General features: G+C 53.8%; 23 protein-coding genes. 10 read left to right on the forward strand and 13 right to left on the reverse strand.

Features of this window, described 5'->3' with window-relative positions; translation table 11 throughout:
- Positions 1-6: 6 nt before the first annotated feature.
- The 12 genes from KIS77_22925 to KIS77_22980 all read right to left on the reverse strand — a co-directional run bounded on the left by KIS77_22925 (position 7) and on the right by KIS77_22980 (position 14168).
- Positions 7-852 (reverse strand): hypothetical protein, encoded by an 846-nt coding sequence (locus tag KIS77_22925; protein ID MCW5925189.1) that lies wholly within the window; start codon positions 850-852, stop codon positions 7-9.
- 89 nt (positions 853-941) lie between these two features.
- Positions 942-1913, reverse strand: coding sequence for a DUF2911 domain-containing protein (locus KIS77_22930; GenBank protein MCW5925190.1), 972 nt, complete (start codon positions 1911-1913; stop codon positions 942-944).
- 5 nt (positions 1914-1918) lie between these two features.
- Positions 1919-3979, reverse strand: coding sequence for a T9SS type A sorting domain-containing protein (locus KIS77_22935; GenBank protein ID MCW5925191.1), 2061 nt, complete (start codon positions 3977-3979; stop codon positions 1919-1921).
- Between the two features lie 57 nt (positions 3980-4036).
- Complete coding sequence (locus KIS77_22940) at positions 4037-6115, reverse strand: T9SS type A sorting domain-containing protein (GenBank protein ID MCW5925192.1); 2079 nt, start codon at positions 6113-6115, stop codon at positions 4037-4039.
- 61 nt (positions 6116-6176) lie between these two features.
- Positions 6177-6854, reverse strand: coding sequence for a Crp/Fnr family transcriptional regulator (locus tag KIS77_22945; GenBank protein MCW5925193.1), 678 nt, complete (start codon positions 6852-6854; stop codon positions 6177-6179).
- A gap of 71 nt (positions 6855-6925) precedes the next feature.
- The gene (locus tag KIS77_22950; protein ID MCW5925194.1) at positions 6926-8005 is read right to left on the reverse strand and encodes a c-type cytochrome; all 1080 of its coding nucleotides are present in this window, start codon (positions 8003-8005) and stop codon (positions 6926-6928) included.
- Positions 8006-8017: 12 nt separating this feature from the next.
- Positions 8018-9043, reverse strand: coding sequence for a c-type cytochrome (locus KIS77_22955; protein ID MCW5925195.1), 1026 nt, complete (start codon positions 9041-9043; stop codon positions 8018-8020).
- A 67-nt stretch (positions 9044-9110) separates the two neighbouring features.
- Positions 9111-10082 (reverse strand): T9SS type A sorting domain-containing protein, encoded by a 972-nt coding sequence (locus tag KIS77_22960; GenBank protein MCW5925196.1) that lies wholly within the window; start codon positions 10080-10082, stop codon positions 9111-9113.
- A gap of 40 nt (positions 10083-10122) precedes the next feature.
- Positions 10123-11781, reverse strand: a complete 1659-nt coding sequence (locus KIS77_22965) for a multicopper oxidase domain-containing protein (GenBank protein ID MCW5925197.1) — start codon at positions 11779-11781, stop codon at positions 10123-10125.
- A gap of 82 nt (positions 11782-11863) precedes the next feature.
- A complete protein-coding gene (locus KIS77_22970; protein MCW5925198.1) occupies positions 11864-12235 on the reverse strand; it encodes a hypothetical protein in 372 nt (123 codons plus the stop codon).
- 11 nt (positions 12236-12246) lie between these two features.
- Entirely contained in the window at positions 12247-13599 is a 1353-nt protein-coding gene (locus tag KIS77_22975) for a hypothetical protein (protein MCW5925199.1), read from the reverse strand.
- Positions 13596-14168, reverse strand: coding sequence for an RNA polymerase sigma factor (locus KIS77_22980; GenBank protein MCW5925200.1), 573 nt, complete (start codon positions 14166-14168; stop codon positions 13596-13598). The genes KIS77_22975 and KIS77_22980 overlap by 4 nt, the downstream gene beginning before the upstream one ends.
- Before the next feature lie 565 nt (positions 14169-14733).
- Between KIS77_22980 and KIS77_22985 the strand changes: the two genes are divergently transcribed.
- The 4 genes from KIS77_22985 to KIS77_23000 all read left to right on the forward strand — a co-directional run bounded on the left by KIS77_22985 (position 14734) and on the right by KIS77_23000 (position 16709).
- Entirely contained in the window at positions 14734-14988 is a 255-nt protein-coding gene (locus tag KIS77_22985) for a hypothetical protein (GenBank protein ID MCW5925201.1), read from the forward strand.
- A complete protein-coding gene (locus tag KIS77_22990; protein MCW5925202.1) occupies positions 14985-15614 on the forward strand; it encodes a recombinase family protein in 630 nt (209 codons plus the stop codon). The genes KIS77_22985 and KIS77_22990 overlap by 4 nt, the downstream gene beginning before the upstream one ends.
- A 79-nt stretch (positions 15615-15693) precedes the next feature.
- On the forward strand, positions 15694-15939 hold the full coding sequence (locus KIS77_22995) for a hypothetical protein (protein ID MCW5925203.1): 246 nt from the start codon (positions 15694-15696) through the stop codon (positions 15937-15939).
- On the forward strand, positions 15936-16709 hold the full coding sequence (locus KIS77_23000) for a TolC family protein (GenBank protein MCW5925204.1): 774 nt from the start codon (positions 15936-15938) through the stop codon (positions 16707-16709). The genes KIS77_22995 and KIS77_23000 overlap by 4 nt, the downstream gene beginning before the upstream one ends.
- A 159-nt stretch (positions 16710-16868) precedes the next feature.
- Here KIS77_23000 and KIS77_23005 read toward each other — a convergent pair whose 3' ends face one another.
- Positions 16869-17333: a hypothetical protein gene (locus KIS77_23005; GenBank protein ID MCW5925205.1), complete on the reverse strand. Its 465-nt coding sequence runs from the start codon at positions 17331-17333 to the stop codon at positions 16869-16871.
- Positions 17334-17566: 233 nt separating this feature from the next.
- Here KIS77_23005 and KIS77_23010 point away from each other — a divergent pair, with 233 nt between their 5' ends.
- From KIS77_23010 to KIS77_23035, 6 genes are all read left to right on the forward strand, one after another.
- Positions 17567-17839, forward strand: a complete 273-nt coding sequence (locus KIS77_23010; GenBank protein ID MCW5925206.1) for a hypothetical protein — start codon at positions 17567-17569, stop codon at positions 17837-17839.
- 46 nt (positions 17840-17885) lie between these two features.
- The gene (locus KIS77_23015; GenBank protein ID MCW5925207.1) at positions 17886-19319 is read left to right on the forward strand and encodes a hypothetical protein; all 1434 of its coding nucleotides are present in this window, start codon (positions 17886-17888) and stop codon (positions 19317-19319) included.
- 351 nt (positions 19320-19670) lie between these two features.
- Positions 19671-20012, forward strand: coding sequence for a helix-turn-helix transcriptional regulator (locus tag KIS77_23020; GenBank protein MCW5925208.1), 342 nt, complete (start codon positions 19671-19673; stop codon positions 20010-20012).
- Positions 20009-20992 carry a PD-(D/E)XK nuclease family protein gene (locus KIS77_23025; protein ID MCW5925209.1) on the forward strand — a complete coding sequence of 328 codons (984 nt, stop codon included), beginning with the start codon at positions 20009-20011 and terminating at the stop codon, positions 20990-20992. Before KIS77_23020 ends, KIS77_23025 begins: the two co-directional genes overlap by 4 nt.
- Complete coding sequence (locus tag KIS77_23030) at positions 20937-23378, forward strand: hypothetical protein (GenBank protein MCW5925210.1); 2442 nt, start codon at positions 20937-20939, stop codon at positions 23376-23378. The genes KIS77_23025 and KIS77_23030 overlap by 56 nt, the downstream gene beginning before the upstream one ends.
- A gap of 4 nt (positions 23379-23382) precedes the next feature.
- Positions 23383-23766, forward strand: a complete 384-nt coding sequence (locus KIS77_23035; protein ID MCW5925211.1) for a hypothetical protein — start codon at positions 23383-23385, stop codon at positions 23764-23766.
- Positions 23767-23784: the final 18 nt, after the last annotated feature.

A 23784-nucleotide genomic window follows, 5' to 3' on the forward strand; every position in this document is an offset into this window, starting at 1 on the left:
ACAGGTTTATAGTTTCACAAAATTCGTCTGCCCAATGACCGCTCCATCCTCATCGCGCAAAAGCAGCCGGTAAACGCCCGCATCCAGGCCTGCTACCGTCAATTTATTTTCCGTAAGGTCGGTAATGCACACCATCTCGGCTGCCGACCAGATTTCGGCTTGGTGAATCGTTTGCCCGCTGTCGGCGCCTTCGAGGGCGAAGTAAACCACATCGGAAGCCGGATTCGGCCAAAGTCGAAGGCGATTCGCCGCGACAGGCTCTTTCGCATCCAAGAGAATGGTGTCCGGCACAAGATGCACCGTCAGCGTGTAGGTGTCGTCGCCGCTCAGGGCGTGGTTGTGGTTGGCAGCCAACCCTGCGAGGTACAGGGTGATGTTGCCCACGTTGGTTGCGGGCGCTTTCCAGTGAAATGTCCACGAAAGACTGTCGGGCGGTGTGGCGTCTGCGCCGCAGGGCGTGTGCGACACATATTTGCGCGAGCCGTCGTTGAAAGTCCGGGTGCGTACCATGTCGTCAATCGTGAACGTGCCGATGGTCGTGTTGCCCGCATCTTTCAACGCCAGCCCGACGAACCCGAACTTGTCGCGCCCGACTTGTTTCATCACGACGGTCGCGTCAAACGTTTCGCCGGGCGAATACATCAACGTGGTGTCGCTGAGCGTGAGCGTCAGGCTGCCGGGGCCGGTATTGGCCGTGCCGCCGTGACAGCCCGTGCAACTGGTTTCGCCCGGCGCGCCGGTGTGCCCGCCCACCAAAGGCGAGTCGCAAGGGCCGGGTGGGGGAGGGGAGAAGTTCGCCAAAGCGAGAAGGGCAGCGGCGAGCATTGGAACGAGTAACGGTTTGATTGTCATGGCTTTTTTGCTATTTTATGCATGATGTGGTGGCTGTCGCCGAATTTGCACAGCGCGTCGCAATGCGTCTGCAGGTCGGAAAACAGAATTCAAAACTTAACCTTCACCGCCATCCGAATTTTCAAAGTATCCCAAGCCATCGAAACGCCGCCCTCGGCAGCATCACCCATCGGCGAGTCCACAAAATATTGCAATCGTTCCGTGTGCGGAGCGGGTTCGGGCTTGACCTCCGTGCGCACCACGTCGTCTTTCGGGTCGTACTCGTCCGCAAGGTGTTGTTCCCAGTTCTTGTTCAAAATCAGCGTCCAGGTTTCCTTTCCGGGAATGGTAAAAAAGGCATACTTGCCCGCCGGAATCACCGTGCCGGCCACTTCCACGGCGCGGTCAAATTCGATGGAGGTGGCATTGTTCGCGCCCGTGACCCACACTTTTTCAAACGGCACCAAATCGCCCCAAATCGCCCGCCCGCGCACTTTGGGGGAGGAATACTGAATGGTGACGGTGACGGCCCCGATTTTTCCGACGGTCATCGCTTTGATGCTTTTGGGCGTGGTGTCATTTTCGACCGCATTCGGATTGTCGTAAACCACCGCCTGGGCAGCGCCAACCGGCTTCTTTTTCAAAAATTCCCCCTTCGGCCCCACCCCGTATTTATGTACCAACTCCGCACCGTGATGTCCCGAAATCGCGACTGCCGCCGCTGCGCCAAGTAATGCCAATGCGGTCAATGCAGCCAAAAAGAATCGCTGCCGAAAATAAAGTTCGATGCCTTTCAGCACCGCTCCCGCACCGCCCAGATACACCGACCAACGCGCATAGAGTTGGTGCTCGTCAAAAATTGCCAACACCGCCGCGCTCACCGCTTCCCGCTCGATTTGCGGATGCCGCCATGCGGCGGCAAAATAGGCCGAGGCGTAGCCCAGCACCGCCAACGCCAGAATTGTGTAGTGAAACCCCTTGTTTTTCACAAAAAAGCCCGCCAATTGCATCACCGCTGCCAGCAACAGCAACACAATCGGGAAGTGGACAATCATGGGGTGATAGTTTGGAAAATCTTCCATATCCGTTATTTTTCTTTCATCAACCGAAAGGACGCTATGCGCCCTGCGGATTCTATTTTTACGAAAAGCAATCCGTTGGGCAGCCCCGTCAAGTCGAGTGTACCGGCAGCGGAAGCGCCGTAATCGCGCAGCAACCGGCCCAGGTTGTCATATACGCGAATGTGCATCGGCTCGTCCCAGCCTCCGTCTGCCCGCACTTGCACGCGGTCAAAGGCCGGATTCGGAAACAAGCGCAGCGGCAATCCGTATTGACCCGGCTCGCCGGTGGCCGTCACCAAGCCGCCGTTGATTTGGATATCGTCGAGATACAGCCGGTTGCCGCCGTCCGTCACGTTCACGAAACGGATTTTTACGTACTGCTCGGTTTTGTACTGGAAAAGGTTGACCGTCGCTTTCTTCCATTGCGCTGCGGTGGGAATGAACGGTGTGGTCTGTGTCGGGCCAGTCACGAGCGCGTTACCCGATTTGGTCAGGATGTTGGTGTAATTCACCCCGCAGTCTTTGGAAATCTGCACGATAAGTTCGTCCGAATAATTCGGATCGGATCGAGCGTAAGCCCACCAAAAGGTCAGCAACAGCGCCGAATCGGGGTTGGATGTGCTCAGGTCGAGAAAAGGCAGTACGATTTCGTCGCGGGTGCCGTAGTTGATGTTCACCAAATTGTCAATGCGGGCAGAATAAGGCGCCGAATGGGCTGCCGCCGAGTCCAACTCCCAGGTGATGCCGAGGTCGGGATTGTAGATTTCCGTGCCCGTCGGCGGGAACATCCCGTCGTCGAAGTTGGCCGAAAACGGCAACGACTGACCGATGCCCGGCTCGGTGACGTTGATGTAATTTTCCAAAAAGAGCGTATCGCTGCCGTTGGCATTGGCGGCAACGAGCATGACGGAAAATATGCCCAGGCTGTCGTAAGTCACGGTCGGGTTTTGCAAAACGGAACTTGCGGGCGTACCGCCGGGGAAAAACCACTGCCAGGAAGTCGCCAGGTTCAACGAGCGGTCTATGAAATAAACCTTCCCGCCGAGGCAAACCTGTGGCGTCAGCGTGACAAAATCCGCCGCAACCGGGCAGACCGGCGGCGCTACGTATGCGCTGTCGCAGCCGGTGGCGACCAGATTGTCAGGCGACCAAATGAGCGTGCGAACCGTGTCGAGCGTGGCCGTGATGCGGTCTTTTTGCCCCTGGGTGAACATATTTTTGCATTCGTCGGGCGTGTAGTCCATGTAGTTGCGCACCTGGTCGGGCAGGTTGGGACTGTCGTTTCCGCAAGAATTGGCGTTCAGGTTACAAGAGTAGTTGGGGTCGGCCACCGGTGGCGTATCGCACACATAATCGCCGTCAGCGCAGGTGTCCTGACCGCAGCCGCCGTTGAACGTGTGGTACAACCCGAACCAGTGCCCTACCTCGTGTGTCGTCGTCCGTCCACCGGAGGCCGCGGCTGTTCCGTCGTCGCCAAACAGGTTGTGCCGCACCACAAGGCCGTCCTCGTCGGGCGGTGAATACGGGAAAGAAGAATAACCGCCCACGTTGCCGCTGATGCTTTTGACCACGTACATATTCAGGTAGCGGGTGTTGTCCCAAAACGACAGATTTTTCAGTGTTGACCTGTCCACCGGCTGGTGGTTGGTCAGCGTCGTTTTCAGCCGCACGATGCCGTCGGTGCAGCGCCCTTGCGGGTCGGTTTTCGCCAAACAAAACCGCACCCGGGTGTCCACGCCCGTGCCGTTGCCCGGACTGCCGGGCAGTTTGCCGTAGTCTTCATTGAGGATTTCGATTTGTCGCTCGACCTGCGCGTTGCTGATATTTTCGGAGCCGCCGTTGTGGATGACGTGTACCACCACGGGGATAATCCTGATGTCGTTGCTGTTTTCGGGCGCACCGGCTACCTTCATTTGGCCAAGCGCCGCGCCGATCCGCGCTTCGGCTGCCTGCAATGTGCCCGGCGGAAACAAGGCATCGAAAAGGCAAGGCGGCTCGTCGGTCGGCGTTTGAGCCAACAAACCGCCTTGCACACACATCAAGAGGGCCAACAAGCAGTATTTTTTGAAAAAAGAGGTATGTAACATGGATTGTTCAGTATCGAATTTTAAAAAAATATCGCTTGTCGGCAATATGGCTGACGACTACCTGCGCGATAGCAACACCCGCTCGGTACGGCTGCCTTTCTGGTCGGCAATCTGTACGAGATAATACCCGTCTGGCTGACCGGACAAATCAACGCGCACCGATGAAGAGCCTGAAACGGGTTGGTCCGATACCAGTTGCCCCAGAGCGTTCATCACACGCAGCCGGTAGTTTGAAATATCCTGCCCGGCGCCAAATCGCAGCTCGAAAGCGCCGCTCGTAGGATTGGGCGACACCGAAAATACCGGCTCGTTGCCCGGTTCGTTGGCCGCCACCGTGAAAGGGGTGTAGTCTAATTGATAGACCTTGTTTTGCGTGGTGTTCACGTACCAGATTTTCCCGTCAGGCCCGATTTCAATGCCCATAATGCCGCCCGGACCGGTATCGAATCGGCCCAGTTCCACGCCTTCGTCGCCGCTGCGGTCGTAAAAGATGATTTCGCCGGTTCCGTAGTCCGACACCAGCAGATAATCGCCGATGACCGCGATGCCGCTCGGTTTGCTAAGGCTATCAATGTACACCGACCAGTCGGCGCCAGTCACGGCTTTGTATTCGTGCAAAGGTTCGGCGTAGGGCGTCAGGTTGGCGGTTGGGGTGCCGGAGTGGATATCCAGGCGAAGTACCCGCTTGTTTCCGTTGTCCACGATGTAAAGCAGGCCGCTTTCGCGGTCGAGCGCCAGGTGATTGGCAATGTGGTCGTCAATCCTGTCCACCTGTATTTCCGTGTAGCGATGCACGATGCCGTCGGAGTGGTCGTCATTGCCGGGGCCGTGGTCTTCGCCGAAGTCATAGCGGGCGATGTTCTGATTGTAGCCGTCGTTCACCCAAAACACGTTTTCTTCCTCCCACTCGATGCCCATGCTGAACGGACTTTGGTGCAGCATATCGAGGTGGCTGCCGTTGCCGCCGGAGGGTTCGGCATACACCGACCAATCACTCGTCCATAGCGCCGGGCCGGTGAAATGTGCTGTACTGCCTTGATGGTTAGCGTCTAATACACCGGGCGAGGTGGCGAAATTGCCATTGTAGCTAAATGCGATGCCCGTCGGCAGCGACATGAAATGCCAGGAGTTCTGGTCTTTTTTCAGTTGCGCATCCTGCGTCGGCAGCCCTGCATCGAAATAAGTGACCGTGCTGCCGCCGCTGGCCTCGGTTTTTTTGTTCACCACCCAAAGGTTGGGAGCGGGCGTCGGCGCAAAAGCCAGATCGCGGGGCTTGTCTAAGCCGTCGGCAGCGACACCAATCGTTTTGATAATCACGGAATCAGTCAGGTATTGGTCAATCAGCACCGGCTTGGGCGCCCTGAAATAAACCGCTTTGCCGAGTGTGTCATTGGCCGTGCTCAGGTCGGCATTGCCGTTGATATTGCTCAGCCAAACTTGAAGTGTGTAAAACCCGGTGTCTGTCGGCGTCCACAAATTGGAAAGGCTGAAATGAGCGGATGTGAACGGCTCGACGTTCAGCCCGGTCAGCGTCTCGGTCAACGGAGCGCCGCCGTTCACCGAATAACTCAGGTCAATGGTATCAATCGCCGAAGCGCCCATGTTGAAAATCTGGCCATGCACCGCGGTCGGTTTCAGGTCGTTGAAACCGTAGGTGCTGATTCTCGACAAGGCGGCGTTGTAGGCAAGCGGCAGCGTCACCGTGAAATTGTACTGGCCGCCGTTCCCCACGCTTTTGAACTGATAAACGGGGTAGTCGCCAATCATAATCGTAAACTTCGCGCCGCCGTCGCCGTAGTCGTCCACATGGTAAAGCGTGTATGCGGAATCTGTTTTCAGGCACCACGGCCCGGCATTGACGGTTGCGTTGTCGTTGTAACCGAAAGCGGTGGTGGCGTCCTGCTGGCCGCCGCCGGTGCAGCCCACCTGGTTGGTATTGCCGCCGGTGGCGATGGGTGTTTGGTTGCAGGCATTACCGGCAGGCGCCAGCGACCAAAAGGTTTCGAAACCGTAAGTATCGGTTTCAATGATGAGGCGGACTTCCGTCTCGTCGGGCTGGCATTGGGCATTTAGGATTGGGGCGCACCATAACAATAATAGTGCAATCAATAAGGTAAGGCGTAGTGTCATTTTCATAAAAAGTAGTGATGGAAAATTGAAAATCAATGTGGTGGAAATTCTTTCAGGGTTGGGGTACTTACAGCAAATCCGGTCGAAAAATGATCAGCCGCCGCCGATTGTATTTTAGAATCCTTCGTTTTGCCAGGTTGCGCAACACCAGCGTAACCTGTTGCCGGGAGACAGAAACCATGTCTCCGATGAAAGCCTGCGTCATTAAGAATTTTATTTCCCGTTCACCGGTGACGAGCTTCCGCGAGTCATGCTCGACCATTTCTTTCAGGAAAAAACAAACCCGTTCTTCTGTCCGATTGAAACGGTAATTGAGCATCCGGTTTTCGGCTTTTTGCAAACGCGTAAATATCAAACCGTTGAACCCCCGGCAAAAGGAGAGATTCTGGCGGATAATTTCTCGAAGCGCGTCCAACCGAAGGAGCAGAATAACGCTGTCCGAAATCGACTCTGCGGTATATCCATACGCTCCCGGCTTGTCTATCAGGTGCTCACCTATGGTTTCGCCGTCGCGCATCAGGTACAACACCACTTGCCTTTCGTCATCCGCTGTTTTAAAAACTTTTAATCTTCCTGTAATCAAAACGTGGAGAAACGTACCTTCTTCGTCTTCATCGAACAATACATGAAACCGGGGCAAAGATTGAATCCTTGCCGATTGAAGCAGAGTCTTTTGCTCCGACCGGGTCAGATGGCGCCATAGTTCCCATGATGGAGCGATTGCCGCTAATGATTGTTCTGTCATGCCTGCGCGAGATGTTGAATCCTTAGGTTTTTTTGGGAAAAATGCTCCATGAGTGTCTGCGCAATTCAAACTTATTCCGGCTTCTGATACGCCGGATTCGTCAGAAACGTCTCATCTGTCAGCGTTTTCAAAAAAGCCACCAAATCGGCTTTGTCCTGGACGGTCATTTGCAGTCCGCCGGGCTGAATGTTGTACTGCAAGAGTTCGTCCATCGTGGCCGATTGTTTCACACCCGTGTTGTAATGGTCAATCACCGCTTCCAAAGTCGCGAAACGCCCGTCGTGCATATAGGGTGGAGTCAACGCCACGTTGCGCAGGCTGGGCACTTTGAACTTGGCTTGGTCCAGCGGGTCGTTGGTCACTTTTCGCCGGCCTTCGTCAGTCTGTTCGGCATCGGTGTCGAGGCCGTTGTTCATAAATTCATCGTTGGTAAAATTGAACCCCGCATGGCAGTGAAAGCACTCGGCCCCGCGCTCCGATCCGAAAGGGTCGAACTCGGTGAAAAACAGCACCCGGCCCCGCTCTTCGCTGTCGCTCAGCGTCGCCTGGCCGTTTTTCCACTTGTCGTATTTGGCGTTGTTCGACACCATCGTCAGCATGAACTGCTCCAAGGCCAGTCCCACGCGCTCGGAAGTCACCGTGGCGTCGCCAAAGGCGCGGATGAACTGGTCGGTGTACTTTTTGTCTGCCGAAAGTTTGGCCACCACGTTGGGCAGCGTTTCGTTCATTTCGAGCGGATCCTGAATGGGTTTGAGTGCCTGGTCGCGCACGTGCGGCGCCCGCCCGTCCCAGAACAAGCCGTTGTGGTGCCAAGCCAAATTCATCACCGCCATCGCCTGGCGCTTGCCGGGCAAACCTTCCACGCCGATGCTGAATTGGCGAATGTCCGAAAACGCATCAGGCTGTTTGTGGCAGTCGGCGCAGGCTTGCGAACCATCTTTCGACAACATCGGCTCGTAAAACAGCATCCGCCCCAGTTGCACGCCGGCCACCGTCAGTTTGTTGTCGGCAGGCAAATCCGGGGCGGGGAAATAGCCCACATCGAGGTTGTAGGGCGTAGGGTCGTAGGTGGCAGGCGGCTCGACGGGGTCTTTGGAATCGCAGGCGGCAAAGAACAAGGCCGGAAGTATCAGGAGAAGTAGTTTTTTCATATCAAAGTGAAATCAATTTTGACGAAATTTTGGATTGCTGATGAATGCTTCGTCGGTCAGGCTGTTCAAAAACGCCACCAAATCGGCCTTTTCAGTGGCTGTCAAGGCCAGCGGTCGAATCAGCGTGCTTTTGTTTGGGTGCGGCTGCCCTCCCGAATTGTAATGTTCCACCACCGCCTCCAAAGTCGGCAGCGAGCCGTCGTGCATATACGGCGCGGTGAGCGCGGCGTTGCGCAGTGTCGGCACCTTGAAGCGGGCGCGGTCGCTTTCCAGTTCAGTCAGCCGGAAGCGGCCGGGATCGGGATAATCGGCGTAAAGGCCGTTGTTTTCAAAAGCGTAATTCGTGATGTTGAACCCCGTGTGGCACTGCGAACAGTCGGTTTTTTCGGAAAAAAACAAGTCCATGCCGCGTTTTTCAGTCGCCGTAAGCGCCGCGTTTTTTTTCTGAAAAAAATATTGGTCGTAACGGCTTTGCCCGCTGATGAAGGTCCGCTCGAAACAGGCTATCGAGCGCGTAATGATGAAAGCATCCGGGCTGCGGCCGTATGCCTCCTGGCTCATGCGGGTATATGCCGTATCGCGCAAGAGTCGCTCCGCAATCAGCAGAATGTTGAAATCGAATTCGTTGTGCTCCTGGATGGGCACCAGAATTTGCATTTCCAGCGTCGGCACACCGCCCTCACGAGTGAAATAGGGATGATATCCGATGTTCGCCAGCGTGGGCGCGTTGCGCGTACCCGGCCGGCCGGCCACGCCGGGACTGAATGCCACCGTATCGCTGAACGCTTTGGCAGCGTGGTGACACGACGCACAGGAAAGAGTGCTGTCGCTCGACATCACCGGGTCGTAAAACAGTTTTTTACCCAAAGCCCAACGCGCGGGCGTCAGTTCATTCCCATCCGGAAATGCCGGATTGGGAAAGCCCGGCGGTACGGCCAACAGCGGCTCAGGCTCCACAGGTGACACCTCCGGAAGTTCTTTCCGGCAAGCGGCAAGCGCAATTGCCAGACATATCGTGACGAAGCAGACTTGTTTCATTGGAAAAAGGGGGGCGTACAAGCGGATACACGGGTATCCGCCGCACGCCCCTGCCTATAAAACTTCTTTACTGCGTGACGACTAATTTTTCCACTGCCACCGGGCGCTCATTCTGCCACAAGTGGACGAAATACACGCCCGCGTTAAGGGCCTGGTCGAAAGCAAACGACTGACTGCCCGTCGCTACCGGCTGATTCAACACCACGCGGCCCGCCAAATCGGTCAGCGAAATGCGGTAGTCGAAGCCCGCGGGCAAAGTCATCGCGGCCACGGCCTTGCCGGAAACGGCCGGATTGGGCGACACGCTGAACGTGCCCTCAAACGCCGGGTCGAGCGTGGCCGAAGTCTCGGCGGTGAAAACGACGTTTTTCATGTTGTTCATCAGCGTCACGGCTTTGCCGGATGAGCCGTGTACAATCAGACCCGCCGACACGTTGATGCTGTTCAGCACCTGCGAATAGTCGGCCACTAAGTGAATGGTTTTGTCGCCGTTCGGGTGGGTTTCCGCAGCTGTGGAGAGCGTTACAGTCTTGTAGTTTGCATCGCCGAGCGCGTGGATTTCGAAGATATTGGCGAAGTTGTTGCCCGCCACGCCCTCGATGGCCACGAAGCGGTAACCCGCCGACCAGCCCCATTGCATGGCCGGATTTTGCGGCGCGAGCGGGTGGCTGGCCGGGTAAGAAGCCGGGTCGAGGTGATTGTGCGCCTGGTCCACGCCCACCGAAAACGTGATACTTTCCACGTTGGTGATGTCCGGGTGCGAGCCGAGGTCATACATGCTGTCCACCGCCGGGCGCACCAGCAGGTACATGTCCGTCATGGCCGATTCCTGACCGCCGTCGTGGGTGATTTTGATTTCGGAAATGTAGTATTCCAGACGGGTGATTTTGTAGTCATACGAACCGGCGGAAACGGGCGTGTTCAGCGCAAAAGGCGCGTTGCCGAGGCGCGGCGAAAGATGCAATTCGAGATTGCTCTGGGCCTGTGCGACCGACCACACGGCAAGAAAGGCAAGGCAGGAGAGAAGCAGTTTTTTCATAAACGGTTGGTTGTGTGTGAAATAGTTGAGTGAAAGCAGGTTAGTTTATTTTTACAATTTTGAAAATCGCCGTGCCGCGCACAGTGTAAATCTTCAACAAGTTCATCCCCGAAGCAAGCTGGTTGGCATGGATGTTCGTGCCGTTCGGCTGCGTCAGCAACAAGCGCCCCAACTGGTCGAACACTTCGACGCGCACCGGTTCCCAATCGCTGTCGGCGGAAATACGGACGGTTTCCTGACCTGTGTTCAGCAGGGTAGGGGACACCTGCATATGCTGTTGCGCAGCATTTTCCGTCGTACCCGAAGCAGCGGCATTGACAATAAACTGCCCCATCATGCCCGTGTCCTCGTGGCTCAGGATATGGCAGTGATACATATAAGGCATTTCCGGGTCGCTGAAATCCTCGAAGCGCATAATGAGTTTGACCGATCCGTTCATGGGCGGCACCGTCACCACATCCTTTCGCCCGCGCAGGTTGGAAGGCGGAGTGCTGCCGTTCACCGACAGTACATAAAAGGAATTCCCGTGAACGTGAAAGGGATGCGCCATCATGGTCTGGTTCGTGATGTTCCAGATTTCGGTGTTGCCCTGCCCGGTCGAAAAATTGACCGTTTCCATGTCGAACTTCGAACCGTTGATGAAAAAATTGGTCATGCTCATCATCGGCTGCGCCGTCAGGCCGAAAGTGCGGGTCGAGGCTCCTGTCTGCGGCCAGGGCGCATTGGTGGTCAGCGCCGTCGGAATTTCGATCACAGCATCGGCCGTGGGCGCCACGACATGAATGGTCAGTAAATCGAAATCCGTATCGTCTTTCGGACCCATCATGCCGCCCATCATCATGGCGCCGCCCGGATAACCTGTGGGCAATTGTGTGCCGAACTGCCGCCATTGCAGGGTATTGCCTTGCATCCCGCCCAGGTCAACGAGAATTTCGGCGCGTTCGCCCGGCCCGAGCGTCAGGCGGGTTAGAGACACCGGCGCGTCGAGCAGTCCGGCATCCGAAGCGATTTGTTTGAAAGCGAGGTTATTGGCAAATCCAAAGTGAAAATACCGGTGACTCGAACCGTTGAGCAGGCGCAGGCGCACCATCTGGGCTGGCAAGTCGAGCGAGCCGTTTCGGGTACTGTTCACCAGAACTTCGTTGTCGGCTTCGTCCATTTCCACGATTTGCTGCGCATTGTCGAAGGTCTGCCATTGGAAAATAAGCGGCACATCGTCCACGCCATAGGTGCGCGGCAAATTCAACGCGGCTTCCTCCGCATCGCGTACGATAATCAGCCCGGCGGCGCCTTTCACCACCTGTTTCAAAGTTTTGCCGTGCAAGTGCGGATGATACCAGTAAGTGGCCGCATTGTCCAGCACGGTAAACGAAGGCGACCAGGTTTCGTCGGCCATGATGGGCGTGTGCGGGCTGCCATCGTTCATCGCGGCCACGTGCAAGCCGTGCCAGTGCGTCGTCGTGGTGTCGCTGAGTTGATTGTGGACGTTCAGCGTCACCTGTTGTCCTTTTTGCAGGATAAGGGTCGGCCCGAGGTGTGCGCCGTTGTAGCCGATGGTTTGCGTAGCTGTCCCCGGAAAAAAGTTCATTGTCCCGTGCTGCAAGGTCAGGTCAATGACATCGCCCGTCAGCGTAGGGGGTATCGCGATAGTCGTCTGAGCCGCCATCTGCGGTGCAAACGGCAGTAGGGCGACGAGCATTATTTTACTTAAAAAATTGAAATTCATTGTTTTGGAAAATAACGTGAATGAAAAAGATGGGTGAATCGTTCGGTCATTCGCGCTAATTCCGCAACGTCTTTTTTCTCAGGTAAATCGGGATTTTCTGAGGCTGCCAGATCCGGTACGCAATCAGGAAGGCTCTTTGAGACTGAAAGATTTCCACTGGAAGCACCACGGCTATACAGCGCCAGGCAACGCGGCAAATCCGGCGCGGCCATTCCCGGCAAGTGGTGCAGAGTGCCGACCAGCGCCGTGCCCAGACCCGGTTTTGCACGCGCATCGCCCGAATCAGGCGGCACACTGGGCACTCGAATCTGCTGTTAGCCAGCCATAAATCATTCGCGCGGGCTTCCGCTCCGAACACCCGGAGCATAGCCATTAGCCACCCCACGAGGCGATATCGAAAAGCATCTATTTTCTGCTCGATTGTCATCTCTTGCGTACTCAAAATCGAAAGTGAATTCCGCCGTTGAGCATCAAACCGGTTTGTTCCTTTTGCCCAAACAGTGTGGGGGCAACGCTCAGGCTCCAATGACGCCCTAAGCGGTAATCCACCCCGGCGCCGAGCAACCATGAAAACGAGACATCACCGCGTTCCTGACTGGTCAGCGTCGGCATGTGGTTGGCCTCAAAGCACAAATCCGCGCAGGCCTCCGAAAAATGCTCCACCTGCACGGCGATGCTGCCCGGAACATTCAGCGCGCCGCCGCCTTCAACAAAACCCTGCCAGCGGCCGCGGCCGAACGTGCGTTGCACCGTCAGCGGAAGCACCCAGTCGGTGCGTTGGCGCGAAGTGCGCATGGTCAGCAAAAACGGCTCGTCGGTAGGCATTGTGGTCATGGTGTCCACCTGGGCGATGCGCACTGTCAGGTTGGATTCATTGCCACTCGAATGCAATGCGTACTGAAATTCATACACCTTCGGGCCGGGGTCGTAAGGATTGAGACAAACGCCGTCCATCAGGCGCAATTCGGCAGTGTGCGAGGAAACCTGTGTGGTGGCCCGCCGCCAAAGACCGGTATTCAACCGCCAGCGCGGATGCAGGGCAAAACGGGCAGACAGCCCCGCCTGCCAGCCGGTGGCCGGGCCTTCGCTTTGTTCGGCAAATGCCAGATGATTCGTATGACCCGGCGCGCCGGTCACCGCCTGTTGCCACAGCCATACCGGACCGGCCACCGCGCCGAATTCCCAGCGGCGATCGCGCACAGGTTCGATACGAGGCGCTTGGGTAAATAATGTCAAATCGAATTTTTTTTCGTGCTCCAATGCGGAGAGTGTCGCAACAGGAAGAAGTGCCACGACCGGTAGTGCGGTGTGGGTAGCAGTGGTTTGACTTCCCAGCGACGCAACATTTTCACGGAGCATTATTATCGGCAATACGCTGGGCACAGCCACTTGTCCTTGGGATGGAATATCGGCAATGCTATTCACATCATGCTTTGCCGCTTTCAAAGGAAGAGAATTGGACTGGGTTGCAATCGGTTCGGTGGTAATTCTGGATGCATTTGCATCAATCAATGATGCGGGAAACAAGGCAATGGGCTGTGCCTCTTCTGCCATGATGTTCGAGGCGAGAGGCTTTTCGCCGCCAAAACGATATACCATCCCTGTCAGGAGGCCCGCCGTAACCACCCCGCACAGCCACCACCACAATACCGGGCGACGGCGGCGACGTTGCGGAAGTCGCGCCTCGATACCTGCCCAAAGCTGGTCGGGTGCTTCGGGGGCATAGTCGCGCAGTTCGGAACGAAGCTGTTGTTCCAGGTCATCGCGCTCGAAAAGTGGCGGTTGTGTCATAACAGTAGCAGTGTTTTGTCCACGAGCCGCCGCAAAAAGGCTTTGGCCCGGTTGAGTTGAGATTTGGAGGTACTGACTGTGATACCCAGCTCCCGCGCGATTTCTTCGTGGCTGCGCTCCTCGATCACGTACAGGTTCAGCACAGTCCGAAACCCCGGCGGCAACTTTTGAAGCAAGGCAACCAGTCGTCCCGGTTCGTCGGGTTCAGCGTCGCCCAAAGCCTGGTCGCCGTCCGACAATGCCCACGCTAATTCGGCCTCGTCTAATATTTCCGTATCGAGCCGTTGTTTTTGCAAATGCTCGATGGCAGTGCGCAGCACGATGCGCCGCACCCAACCCTCCAAGCTGCCTTCGCCCCGATATTGCCCGATGTCGCGGAATACCTGTACGAACGACTCTTGTAACAAATCCTCGGCTTCTTGTCGCGACGCGGCGAATCGCTGGCACACGCCGAACATTCGGTTTTTGAAGCGTCCCCACAAAGCATACTGTGCCTGGCGGTCGCCCGAATGACAGGCTTTCGCCAGCGCGAACCCGTCCGGGTCGTGCAGCAGGTGGGTATGGTTCATACTCGTGTGTTAAAACGTCAAGTGCGGATCGGTGGGGAAAAAGGTTGCATGGGGCGGAAATTTATTTTTGAGGCCGGGCAACCTGCGACCAAACAACTTATGCACGAGACTTCGGCGCTCCATTCGACGCGGCTTTCCGAGCCAGCCACTCGACAACAAACTGACGGCACCTCTGGCATTCATCTATATGATATGCAAATAACTTTTCTTCGGTCCGGCTCATCCCGAGGCATTCCAGTCGCCCGACATCGTGCGCATCAATACACTGATCGCCGTCGTACAGAAATATGTCATCCAGCAACATGCGGCAAAGATAATCCTGTAAGCGGGCAAACTTTGGGGGAGGTTTGGAAATTCGGGGTATTTTATTTATATTTAGTCTTATTTAACATAAGATTGATTATGGAAAAGAAACCGGAAGCGAGGGCGGTGACCTCCGTGTATTTTCTGTAATAAAAAATGGTCATTTTTATTTACAACTACTGCGATTTAATTATTAGGTTTATTTAATCAATTACTGTAACTTTAACCCAGTATTTGGCCTTTAAATTTACAGATTCTCAAAATGCACGAAATTCTCTTCTCATTAAGACTGCCGCCGGAGGTATTGCAAGCCTTTTTGGAACAAGTGACCGAGGAAACCGGTATTGCGCCTATCGAGTCATTCGACAACCCAACTCCGTCGTTGGGCCAGGATTTTATTTTCAAAACAGACAACCCCTATGACATTTTTGAACTCGGCCAATTGGTGGAGCAAGCCAGGTGGATAGCAAATTCTTTCGATGCCAGCACGAGGAGTAAAATCAAGCGGAAACAATGAGTCAGTGCAGTAAAATATGGGGCTATCTCCGCGTGAGCACCGACAGGCAGGATGCTGCCACCCAACGGCGCGAAATTGAAATCTGGGCCGGCGGCCAAAAAGTATATTGGATCGAAGACGTCGCTTCCGGCAAAAAAGCTATTGGCGACCGCGAACTCGGCAGCACTATTTCCGGCAAAGTGCTTCCGGGCGAAACGTTGGCTGTCACCGAGCTCTCTCGCCTGGGCCGCAATTTCTTCGAGGTGACCTCTTTTTTGCACTGGGCCATGCAGCAGAAAATCCGTGTCGTCGTCGTGCGCAATAACCGCGAATTTTCCGACAACCTCGAAAGCCAGGTTTTCGCATTCGCCTTTGGACTGGCCGCTCAACTCGAACGCGACCTGATCAGCGAGCGCACCCGCGCCGCCCTTGCCCGCAAACGCGCCGATGGCGTTACGTTGGGCCGACCACCCGGCGCCACCTCCATTGATACCAAACTCGACCCTGAAATCGAAAATATCCGCAAAATGACCCAGGCAGGCGTGAGTGTAGCCAGCCTCGCCCGAATGTTCAACGTGTCCCGCAAAGCCCTTACGGGTTATCTCATGCGAAAGAATTTAAAGCCGTCAACTGTTTCCCCCGTCTGATGAAAACTGCCGCTTTTCGTTAACCATACATTCCACCGGTCCAGCCAACCGGCAAGAAACACACAAATGCAAAAAAGCCATGCAAAAGAGTCAGTATGCCCAACCCAACCGGCAATACCGGTTCCCCCACGTCGCCCGCTTCAAAGACATCGAGGAAGATTTCCCGCTGGTGCAGGAGTTCCTTGATTTTGTCTGTGCCTGCCATCCGGCGCTCGATTTGGATGCGGATCGCCGCCGCCGCTTCGTCCTCGAATTTTTCGAGATTGACCCGGACAAACTTGCCGCCGAAGAAGAAGAGTTGCAACGAATCCTGGATGCCCTATGAACCGCGCCTGTTTCTCCGTGCAACGGCGAGGCTGCGCCTCGTGTCGCCGCGTTGTTGCGTTGGCGTCCCTCCCGCTTTGGCTGCTGGTCGTTGAGCCTCTGCTGGCGCAACAACCCGCTGACACAATTCCCACCATCCCGCGCCCATTCGACTTCGACACCATATATAGTATAAGCGCAGACATTGCTTCTTCCCCCTTGGTAAGGGCCGGGGCTGCCTTCCCTCCGCTCGTTACGCTGTTCACCGCCATTGACTCCTTCCACGCCGCTCAATGCGCTGCCGAACTCGAAGAGTTTCAGGATTCTAAAAAAGGCCGCTGGCTTGCCTGGTTGCCCACCATCGGCGCCTCCTATGTCCCTTCGCTCGAACCGGGCCAGCCCGACCGCCTTCGCCCCACCATCAGTTACAGCCTCGGCAGCGTCGAGCGCAACATCCGCCAAAGCGAGACGCTCAAAGCCAAGCGCCGTGCCATCGAGGAGCGATGCCGGCTCGATGCGCGACAGACAAAAGAAAAAGTCTGGGAAATGTACCGGCGCCGCGCCCTACTGCTCGAACAGCTGCGCCATCAGGAAGAAGTGTTTGCCATCGACGCACAATTGTTCGATTTCTACACCACCCAGTTCAAGGAGGTGAAAATCCCTGCCGACTTCTACCTCGGCGAGCAGCGCAAGTATCTCGACAAAAAGTTTGCCCTGCATCAAGCCCGGCTGCAAATTCAAATGCTCGAAGCCGAAATACTCGCAACGGCTCATTTAGCGCCAATTTATTGACGAGGCATACCCCTACCCCACCCTTTCGGACGAGGTAAAGCATTCGAAAAAACCAATTGTATCTTTTTGGGGCTTATTAAAACATTTTGATTATAATAACAAGACTCCGCTTTCTCGTACTGAGAAAGCGGAGTCAGGACAGTTCCTGTGAACAGGATTTTACGGCTTGTAGTAAAAACCAAACTTGAACGAGTACGGCTGATGGCTTTGACCCAGCGCCATGGTGCAGGGCCAGATACTTTCCGGGAATTGCACAATCAGTTCATTCCCTTCGGGCGTTCCGTGCCAATGCCAGACGTAGGGCTTGTAGGGACACAAATCCGGGTCGGGGGCTTTCAGAACCAAAAAGGAATCCGGGCAAACCTCCACCGGTGTACGAAGCGTGAAAATCTGCGCGTACTCGTCGAAGAAGTAGTGCGCTTTACCTGAAAATGTATGGGCCGACTTGTCGTCGCCCCACCAGATCGTCTCCCCGTCCCAGAAGGCGCTGGCAAAGGCGTATTCCGGTGCGGAGCATGGCTGTGATAGTGGTTCCGAGGGATTTGAATCGGCTTTTTTGCAGGAATATCCGCCAAGTGCAAGCACAAGGAGGACAACCGGCGCGAGCGTGGCAAGGACTCGCATAGTGTGAGAGGATTTACAACACCGGGGTGGCTAAGCCCGGCTGGGTTAAGTAAAGTAATTGTAAACACAAAAATAAGGGCTTTACTTGGAGCAAAAAAGTCCCTATCTGCAAGATTTTCAAAACATTGTCTAAACCTGTCATCTATTTCCGCCAACCATTTGCCTTAGCCGCTTGGAGGCTTTTCTTTAATTCAATAAAATACTAACTTTGCAGCAACAAAATAGTAACTGTCGTGAAAAAAGAATATCAAAACCCGTACACCGATCCCGACCAGGCCGCGCTTTTCGACAAGTTGAAAGAAGCCGACAAATGGCTGCCCACCAACGCCAACGAACTGGCCGCCACAAAATTCGACATCTCGAAGACCTACGTCCAGTTCATCCGCTGGGGCAAACCTGTCGGCGGCAAACCCAAATGGAACCTCGATGTGGTGCTCTTCCTGCTCCAACTCGCCGCCGACCGGAAGCAGGAGGCGAAAAAGTTGTTGGAACTGGATTTGTCGTAGCCAGGTTTGAATAAATTTTTCTGTGCGTTTAAAGCGGAATTGTGCCATGACCGACGAAACCCAATCCTCAAAACCCGAAGAGATATGCTTTCAGATGAGGCTCAACATCCCAAATCTGGACCAGATACTTCCCGCCCCGCAGTTTGAACCTGTCCAGGAGGTGCATCATGCCCATTTGGTGATAGATGGGCTGAAAAGCATCAACCTCAAAATTTATCATCCCGACAAAGACTACCTCGGCGATAAACTTGCCCGCTGGATGGGTGACCAGGAAGGCGATCGCGCTTTGACTGAAAGCATTGAAGTGGTCTCTATCAACGAACGGGAGGATGTTTCAACCATTGATTTTTCGGAGAGTCGGGATACCACCTTCTCGCTCAGCACGGCTCACTACGAAAATGGACAACGATATTTTCTGGTTGGCTTGGATAGTGTTCGATTGGTCTTCAAGCCCCGAGAAAGAGAAACATTACCGGCGTCGGAATTTTATCTGAATGCAACAGCAAAAAAGATAATTGAGGAAATGTACGCCTATCACGGCTTCACGCCTTTTCACGGCGAAGACGTTTGGAAAGCGCACCACTACCACGGTGATTATCAAAATTTTGGGAGTGTACAGTATCGTTTGGACTACCACTTTTATTCCCGAAAAAGCCCCGCGACGGATACCTATGTAATACACAAAGAGCCCCGTCTCCTTATTCAACATGAAAATCTGCCAGAATCAGATGTTCTACACCACGCCAACCTGATTTGTGCATTGCTGTCCTTTTATGCCCAAGAGCGAATTTCGTTCGACTTTGCCCGGATACACCTGCCCGAGCATACCGTCACAATTACCCGGCGAACCGAAGAGGTCATCCCTCGAAAAGGGATGCGATTGTGGCATCTGGATTTTCATGGAAAAATATTTGATCTGCTCCGAAGTGTTGATTATCAAGTGATTTCGCCCAAATCGGATTTTGTAATTCGGCTCATTGACAAATACAATCTTTGCTACTTGGTGTCGGGCGAAACCGAATTTTTGATCCTGTTCAATATCTTGGAACAGTTGCGAAACGACAGTGGCGGTAAAGAAAAAGAAAGGGACAAATATCGGTTCATTCCACCGGACAAAGAGGTGGACGAAGCCATCCAGGCGCGAATCCGGGAAATAGCGCCAATGGTGGATGAAAGCGAACGCGCGATATTTTTAGAGCAGGCGCCGAGGCAATATTTGAATCTTAAAAGAAAGCCGATGCATGACCAGTTCGAGCGACTTTTTCAGCACTATCAGGTGAACTGGTCCGGCGCCAAAGTCAGTTTTAAGGCCATCAAAAAACTCCGCGACGACATCGTGCATGGCGGACTACTCGTCGGAAAGCATAAGAAAATCGAAGATGCCAATGAAGTAATGCGGGTGTTGTGCGGCAAATTGATATTGCAAATGGCGGGCATTCCTGATATCCGGTTTGGCAAATCGCCGGAACCTGTTGCCTGATACTGGCTTCCTGGCTTCTCCCCCACCCGCGCAGGGGCCATGCTTCACCGGGCAACCCCACGAGGGGGTTACCCGTCTTGCACCGCCCCTACCCTGCTCACCCATCCCGAGGCCTCGGGACCAACGCGCGCGGCAAAGTGGCTGAAAACGCCACATTGCCGCTTCGCCAACCCGCAGCAGCGGTGCGACAAGCGCCGTTTTTGCCGACGCTCCGCAACGCAGCACCTTCTCTGCACCCACCCAAGCCTCGTTAATTCCAGCCGGAAAAAAATCTCGACCCATTGCTTGTTAAATTTAGCAACGCTATTTACCTTTGCTCGATAAATTTAGCAATGCTTCAAACATCTTGATATGTCCGACTACGGAAGTTATTTTAAAGCCCTCCGCGAGGCTAAGAGCTTGACGCTGCGCGAGGTTGAAAAGCAGACCGGCATTTCCAATGCCTACCTCAGCCAGTTGGAGACGGGCAAGGTGAAGCAACCTTCTCCGCTCAACCTGCACAAACTGGCTCAACTGTACGAAGTGCCCTACGAAACGCTCATGGAAAAAGTGGGTTATCCCGTGCCCCAAAATACGGAGCACCTCGCAACTCGGGAGCCGGTCGCAGCACATGGCAGGCTGGGCGCTTTGAGCGACGAAGAAGAGTTGGAACTGCTGGATTATCTCAAATTCATACGAAATCGAAGAAGATGAAAGCATTTTCCTTTACCGGCTACCGCGCTTTCCAGAAGTGTCAATGGCAATGGTTCTTTACCGCTAAGGCGAAGTCCGGCAACGTCAAACACGATCAGCAGCGGCGCGAAATCACGATGCTGTCCCATTTAAGAACGCTGGCAGCCTGGCGCGGCCAGCTGGTGGACGATGTGTTAAGCACGGAGATGGTGGCAGCCTTTACCCAGAAGCAGCCATTTTCACTTGACGATGCCTTGGACCTTGCACTCCGGCTTTTTGAAAAAAGGCTGCGCTTTTCCCAAAATCACGAATACCGGGATGCCGACAACAAAAAAAGCCATTTGCCAGAAGAATTTTCCCCGTTGCTCGAACATGAGTACAACATCCCGATCAGTGACGAGCAACTGGAAGCGGCATGGTTAGACATCGAAATTGCTCTGACAAACTTTTTTCGGAACGAGCCTTTTGTCGAAATGCTCCGCAGTGCCGAACATCTTGATTCACAGCGAACCTTGCATTTTCAACTCGAAGGCTTTTCCGTGACCGGCACACCCGACTTAATTGTGTATACCAATGGCCAGGCCCCATTGATTGTGGATTGGAAAGTCCATACGGAGCCGGTCAAAAGATACAACCAGCAACTATTGGTGTACGCTTTGGGGCTTCATTTGACCTTGCCGCAAAATCGGCAGCGGACGAACTGGAAAAAATTTCCGCTGACGGATTATCGCCTCGTCGAATACCAGTTGTTGAAAAATGAGTTGCGGGATTATCCCGTCACCGAAGACTATCTCGACCAAACACGGGAATTCATCATTGAGGGCGCTTACAGACTCTATCTCGCCGGTGCCGGCGACTCCTACAACTACGATGACCTGCAAGACCTGGAACAAACCGACGACCCTGAAAATTGCTTAACCTGTTCATTCAGAAAAATTTGTAATCATGAACCAAAACCGACTGAACATCAGCCCGATCTTTTTGATTGGGAACACCGCTGAACTCAACGCGGAGTATCGGCTTTTCAAAATCACCGGCCTCCAACCCGGCACGCCGACCTTTCAACAGGACCGCCAGATTTTGATTAAAAAACTCAGCCAGAAACTCAGACATCCTGTGACGGTGATTGTCAGGGAGTCGGCAGCATTTCTGGTAACGCGCAATGATGCCGATATCATCGGGAAAGTGCCAACTGAATATCCCAGACGTGGCGGTAACCACCTTTATTTTCAGGACACTGAACAGGTTGAACAACTCGATTTTACCAGCACCGATGAAAATACGCGGGCCATCTGCCAGCGATTTTTACAATTCAGTTTGCAAGGTCAGTTGACGCAACAGTCGAAACTGTGGCAGCCCAAAGCGGGCCATCCATTTTTTCTTAAAGAAGCGCACAAGGAGAACGGAGTGGCCACATTCACCGGCTTCGTTGCCCGTGTGATGGACTTGGGGAAAGATTGGGGTATCTGCGTTGATGTCACCAAAAAATATACCTCTGCGCGACCTCTGCCGACCTATCTGACCAAAGCGCAATTTGACCGTGATTTTCGTAGTAAGATCGTGTTTTATCCTTTCGGTGACCGCTGGTATGAACTGCGATTGGATGAGTGGAGTGATTTGACCGCCATCCAATATGTATATGACGACCCTGTCTTGCAACGTAACGTTTCGCTGCATGAAGCTGTCAGGAAGCGAACGCCTCCGCCCCATACCTCCATGTTGGCAAACCTGCCCGAAGATGCCTCGGTGCTGATCTATTACACTGCCAACAAGGAGCCGCGCGCCGTTCCCGCCGGCCTTTGCTTCGAAGTGTTCAGCACCAGTGATTCCGCCGCAGGCGCTATTCATCGGCAATCTATCTTACCGCCTTATGTGAGGTTGCGGGAGTCGGTCCAGTGTATGAAGGAATTTCTACGAGGGCTTCGATTCGGTCAAAAAATGTTGAATATTCACCAAGATCCACTCCGGCTCCCGCTGCCCAAATTCGACTTTCCCGATTTTATATTAGGAGACTCGGTAGAATTGCGTTTGCGGGATTTTCATTTCAAGCCCGACCGCCTTGCCAAAACCCGCATGGAGCAACTAACCGATGGCTCAACCGGCTTTTTGAAACCGGAACAAACCGCACTTGGGCCGCAGTATTTGTTTTTACCACGCTCGATTTTCGACACCGTAGGAGGAAAATTCAAACGTGACCTGCAAGAACAAGTACAAAAAATGTACCCTTGGGATACTTATAACCCGCAATTCGAATGGTATGAGAACAATCCCTCACATCGCGCCTCCTATTCCTATGTGGAAGCCGGAACGCGTATCGTAGAGGCCGTTCGCGCCAAAGTACGGGAGACATTCAGCGCCTACGCCGTGGTGATGATTCCCAATGATGGGAAAACACTGCGAAAGCACGATAAATTGGCTGCGATGGTTACTCGCGAACTTTACAAGTCAAACATCCACGTTTCCATCATCCATGCTTCGACCGTCAGCACTTGCTTTCAAGAACAGCGCACACCGGATGGCAAAACCCAATATCGTTTGAAAGAAGATGCGGGCGGAAAATATCGCGGTTATGTCCAAAATGTAGCGTTGACCAAAGTTCTGTTGCTGAACAACAAATTTCCATTCCGGCTGAACACGCCTTTGGTTGCCGACCTGACCATCGGCATTGATGTGAAAAACAACCTCGCCGGATTCGTAATGATAGACAAGTACTGCCGCTACATTCGAACCGAAATGATAAAATGTAAACAACCAGAGAAACTTACCCAGGAAAGCGTCCGGCAAACCATTTATGATCAGGTAAAAAAAGAATGGAATTTTGGAGGCCAGCAGCCGCTAAAAGTTGTGGTCATTCACCGTGATGGGCGCATTTTTGACACGGAGGAACAAGGCATCACCGATGCCGTGAAACGGTTGAAAAAAGAAGGCTGCCTCACCCCCGATGCTATTGTCACCATTCTTGAAATTGCCAAAACGTCCATGATTCCGGTGCGACTGATTCAGACGCGATTTAATGAAAGCCGAAACCGGGAGGAATACGACAACCCCGCTATCGGGACTTGGTACATTCCCGATGCGCAAACCGGTTATCTTTGTACTACGGGTGCGGAATTCAGAAACCAAGGTACGTCCAAACCCTTATGTATCCGGCTGATTTCAGGTGATTTGCCGTTTGAAGCAGCGCTGCGCGACGTATTTTACCTCTCGACGCTTGCTTTCACCAAACCTGACTATTGCTCCCGTCTGCCCATTACCACAAAACTACTCGACAATCGCCTACGTGACCAGGCAAGCGAGTATGACGAAGACGAAAATCAAAATCTTGAATGGGAGGACGGTGAAAACGAACTGGACGACATCATTCAACAAGAACTTTCTCAAATCTGATAACATGAGCGACGTAGGTTTAAACTCAAACATTTACGACATTTCCAGTCGTTACCTCGAAATCCTCAATCGCTTTTTGGTGGAAGCCAATTACGATTCAACCGCTGTTCCACCTGAATTGACGGACGAGTTGCAAATTTTTTTGCAACAACTGTCGGATGTGGCCGGGCGAGATTTCCAGATTCAAATGGTTGCGCAAATCATCAATGGGTACCTGCAAAAACATGCTGGCGGAGAGAAGCCCGATATTTTTCTTCGAAATTTATTTGCCCACCTTGATGCTGGTACAATTACTGGCAAGGACGCACTTCGGCGAATTTCTGTCCTTGCGGATGCGCTTGATGAAGAATGCGACGCATCTTTTTCTAGAATCCGTTTGGGTAAATAATCATTCGTTCAAATCATA

It is taken from the genome of Saprospiraceae bacterium (assembly GCA_026129545.1).
GTDB lineage: Bacteria > Bacteroidota > Bacteroidia > Chitinophagales > Saprospiraceae > M3007.